The sequence below is a fragment of the Alteripontixanthobacter muriae genome, from assembly GCF_013336795.1.
GTDB lineage: Bacteria > Pseudomonadota > Alphaproteobacteria > Sphingomonadales > Sphingomonadaceae > Pseudopontixanthobacter > Pseudopontixanthobacter muriae.
In genome coordinates, this window is the sequence record NZ_JAAFZT010000014.1 from 1 (window position 1) to 4,445 (window position 4,445).

The 4,445-nt window shown below is 58.8% G+C and carries 3 protein-coding genes and 1 pseudogene; 2 read left to right on the plus strand and 2 right to left on the minus strand.

Annotated features, from left to right (window positions below):
- Positions 1-168: pseudogene (locus G7A66_RS04460) on the minus strand (transposase); the annotation flags it as partial.
- On the opposite strand from G7A66_RS04460, the gene G7A66_RS04465 reads away from it, so the two are divergent.
- Entirely contained in the window at positions 157-1,578 is a 1,422-nt protein-coding gene (locus G7A66_RS04465; RefSeq protein ID WP_174294514.1) for a recombinase family protein, read from the plus strand. The pseudogene G7A66_RS04460 and the gene G7A66_RS04465 sit on opposite strands and share 12 nt — an antisense overlap.
- 657 nt (positions 1,579-2,235) lie before the next feature.
- Here G7A66_RS04465 and G7A66_RS04470 read toward each other — a convergent pair.
- Complete coding sequence (locus tag G7A66_RS04470; RefSeq protein WP_332310486.1) at positions 2,236-3,420, minus strand: Xaa-Pro dipeptidase; 1,185 nt, start codon at positions 3,418-3,420, stop codon at positions 2,236-2,238.
- Between the two features lie 476 nt (positions 3,421-3,896).
- Between G7A66_RS04470 and G7A66_RS04475 the strand changes: the two genes are divergently transcribed.
- Positions 3,897-4,445: ParB/Srx family N-terminal domain-containing protein (locus tag G7A66_RS04475; RefSeq protein ID WP_174294516.1), on the plus strand; the 549-nt coding region annotated here is incomplete at its 3' end.

The window sequence follows — 4,445 nt, forward strand, 5'->3', positions numbered from 1 at the left end:
AAATCTGCCTGCGGCGCTGAAACCAGATCACTGGGCCGATACTGAGATACCCACTTGCCCAGCGTCGACTTCCCTATCCCCAAATCCGATGCAACCCGGTCGCGGCAACCCGCTGGTCAGTGCGATCCGCACCGCCTCCTGCTTGAACTCTTCTGTATGCTTGATCATCTCGTCGGTCTCCTGTTGCGAGCTCTAATCGCTCAGGTGACCGGCGCAAAACCTTTACAAGTCCAGGTGGATGTCGTGGTAGTCTACAAGATCGACCGGCTCACCCGCTCGCTTGCGGACTTCTCGCGCATCATCGAGATCTTCGAGAAGGCAGGCACCAGCTTTGTCTCGGTCACCCAGTCGTTCAACACGACCAACTCCATGGGTCGGCTCATGCTGAATGTCCTTCTCTCCTTTGCCCAGTTCGAGCGCGAGGTTACCGGCGAGCGCATCCGCGACAAGATCGCTGCATCCAAGGTCAAGGGCATGTGGATGGGTGGCAATTTGCCGCTGGGCTATGATCTTCCCGAGGCAGGTACGCGCAAGCTGCGGGTGAACGAGGCAGAAGCCGCAACTGTGCGAAGGATCTTTGCGCGCTATCTCGAGCTCGGCTCGGTGCATGCTCTCCAGCGTGAACTGGAGGAACAGGGTACCCGTTCCAAGCTGCGGATCACCGCAACAGGAAAGACGAGCGGTGGTGGTGCGTTCAGCCGGGGAGCGCTGTTCCATCTGCTGCGGAACCGAATTTATCTCGGCCGCATCGTGCACCGGGAGCAGAGCTTCGAAGGAGAGCACGACGCCATTGTCGATGAGGAGCTGTTCGATCAGGTCCAGCGCCAGCTCGACGGTAATGCGCGGCGCCATCATGCCGCAGCCGATCACCGCATCATCAAGGCACCGCTTACGGGCAAGCTGTTCGATGCAAGCGGAGAGCCGATGAGCCCGACCTTCTCGCGAGGCAAGTCGGGACGGGCCTATCGGTACTACGTATCGGTTTCCCTCCAGCAGGGTTTTGCAAGGAAGGAGAATGGACGAGACGAACATGTCCGGCGCATCTCGGCGCCTGCTCTCGAGAAGCTGGTGATGCAGTTGATCGAGCGCTGGTTTGGACCGGAAGAAACCTTCGGCACTATCACCTCCCTGCGGTTCAGCGAGCGTGGGCTGCTGGTCGATCTGCCCGTCAGGCACGCGGCCGATCTTGCTGCTCAACTGGGCCCTGGTGAGAGGATATTGCATGCCGATCGTAAGAATGTGCGGGTCGAGGTCAGAGTCACGCTTCCGCTGCGCGGCGGGCAGCGACTGGTCTGCGCAGGCGATCGACGCGAGCCGCAGGTCGATCCAACTCTCGTTGCTGCGCTTCGCAGGGCTCACCAGATGATCAGCCGCGAACGCGGACTGCCGCTCGTCGAAGTGGCACCTGCATCCCAATATGATCGCAGGATCCTGCGCCTCGCCTTTCTCGCGCCCGACCTCCAGCGCGACATCCTTGCCGGGCGCCAGCCGGCAGACCTTAGTCTCGAGCGGCTGCGCAGCATTGCCATCCCGCTGGGCTGGAACGAGCAGCGTCAAGTGCTGGGCTGGCCTTCGTGAAATCCCTGTTATGCAGGATAACAGGCCCTGCTATGTCGATTGAAGCCCCTGTTATGGCCGATTAACTACCCTGTTATGGCGAAGAACAGGGAAACGGGTGTTTCGTGGGCGTAAGCTGCTGATTTTACGCGATCTCATCCTGCGCTCATGCGCAGAATAGCGCTGGTATGGCCTGTTTTTGGCTTAAAATGCGCAATTTTCCCTGTTCCTGCCTGTAAACAGGGAAACCGGACCCTTGCTGATCTGGGCAGAGACTGGCGCGTTCAACCTGGCCTGTTGTGGCTGGAGACGCTCGCGAACCAGTTGGGCTGTGACGGATTGGCCCGCGCACGCTCGCCTGTTCCGCCGCTTTGCGCGGCGGGCCTGTTACAGGAGACGAGTGCTGGGGGTGTGTGGCGGAGGAGGCAGTCACCTGCGAACCGCCCTCCCCTTCCCCTACGATTTAACGGGAAAGTAACGGGAAAACTGAGGTGGCGGCCCGATCGGAATGGCCGAGAAACCGCTGAATAGAGCGGGGTCAGAGCCACATAAGCGTGGGCGAACGGGAACAACTCTCGTGATTAACGGGAAAGCTGCTGAAAGCTAATGCTTGGACGCGAAGAGTCCATGGCCGGAAGGGGGTGGACAGACACACCAGCTTCACTGGAGGGGTCTACACTAATTCACCCTCACGCCGCCCTTCAGAACGGCGTCCACCTCGCCAAGCACGGTGATATCTGCCAGCGGATCGCCCCTCACCGCAACCAAATCGGCCCAGGCCCCCGGGCGCAGTGTACCGACTTCACCAGCTTGGCCGAGCGCTTCAGCCGCGGTGGTCGTCGCAGCCCGGATTGCCTGGATCGGCGTCATTCCGAAGCGCGTCATTACTTCAAACTGACCGCCTACCGTTTCATGCGGCATAACCCCTGCATCCGATCCAAACACCATCTTCACTCCGGCGGCGTTGGCTTTCCGAAAGCCCTCTCTTTGAGCAGCGCTGACCATCCGCTCCTTGGCGAGGTTCTCTTCCAGCACGCCGTTTTCTGCTCCTTGAGAAAGAGTGTATTCGGTGTTGAAGATATCCATCGAAAGGTAGGTGCCCTGCTCTTTGGCAAGGCGAATACCCTCATCATCTATAAAGCTGGCATGTTCGATCGTGTCGAACCCCGCGCGGATTGCAGCCTTGATGCCAGCTGCACCATGAGCGTGAGCAGCGGCCTTGAGGCCCCAGAAGTGAGCTTCATCCGCAACGGCTCGAAGCTCTTCCTCGGTCATTTGCTGCTGACCAGGAAGCGTATTGCGGGAGAACACTCCGCCGGTAGCGCACGCCTTGATCACTTCAGCGCCGTATTTGCGCTGCTCACGTACCTTCTGTCTCAGTTCTTCAGGACCGTCGGCTGCTCCCGGGCTTTTCGCTGCAAAGCTTGGAGGCAGGAAAGTTTCATCGCAATGGCCGCCAGTCGCACCCAGTGAGTAGCCCGCATTTACTATGCGCGGTCCGATTACCCAGCCAGCTTCGATGGCTTGATCGAGGCCTGTCACATTGTAGTCGTCCCCTCCGACGTTGCGCACGGTTGTGAAACCCGCTTCTAGCATTCGTTTCGCATTGGCCACGCCAACAACTGTCCAGAACCGATCGGTAAACTGAAGGCGCGAGTAACCTCCGTATTCCGGACGCCCATCCAGGTGCACATGCATGTCGATGAAGCCAGGCAGGACGGTAAGCCCGGTAAGTTCGACCAGGTTCGATCCAGCAGGAGCGGAGCCGCCGCTTTCGATTGCTGTAATCTTGCCGTCGACTGCCGTGATAAGCGGTGCACTCACATACTTCCCTGTCTCCACATCGAGTAGGCGTTCGGCCATGATGTAGACAGTCTCTGCCCGTGCAGGAGCAGAAACGCTGAAGACGACGGCAGCAATGGCGATTGCGCCTGCATGTAAAACGTTCATCAACTATCCCCTTCAAGGCACCGCGAAACGGGCTTGGCCTGACCCGATGACCTTGCGCAGAAATCATCTGAACGACAAGCGCCGCCTATTCCAGCGGCCCGTGCGCGGCGTTAAGCTGACAACTGCATTTTTTCGCAAGTTTCGAAGAAATTGAGCCATGCTCGATTTTTCTGCTTGCATGAGCGAGCCTGGTCCTATTCCATAGGGTGGTAGTCAGAGATGGCTGCTCGACCACGTAGGAACACCGGTCGACCTTGAGATCAGGCGCTGCGGCGTGTGAACGAGGTCCGGGTTCCTGAGGCAACCCCGTCCCGTCATCCGCAACAGCGGTTGGCGGGTTTTCTATTGGGGGTTTCGAAATGGGTACGAAGAGACTGAAGCAGGGTTGTTTGAAAGAGCAGAAGCTCAACAAGACGCGGGGGCTGCGCAAGCGGCAGGAGTTTAAACGCAACCTCGCTGACCGGCGCGAGCGAGGCAAGAGAAACGACATCCGTCCCGATCTTGTGTTCGCAAATGTCGCAATCGATGAGCTGAAGCCGTCGCCGCACCGCGCACGCAAGACGACCCCAAAGCAGCTTGAACTCGTGGTTGCCTCGATAGCAGAGAGCGGTTTCTGTAAGCCGATCCTCGTCTCCGCCGGCGTGATTGTAGATGGCCATCTTCGGCTTGAAGCTGCGCGGTATCTTGGCTTGTCCGAAATCCCGGTAATCGAGTGCAGTCACCTGCCGGAGCCTGAACTACGCAGGCTGAGCCTCGCGCTCAACAGAACCGCTGAGCTTGGTGAGTGGGATCTCGATCAACTCAAGATCGAATTCGAAGAGCTGATCGATCTTGATGGACTTGTAACGGTTTTGTGCCGGTCACCTTCTCATTATGCCACCTTGGCTTCGAACGCGAGTGGGCTGATGCCGCCCAGATATGAATGTCGGCGACGGGTG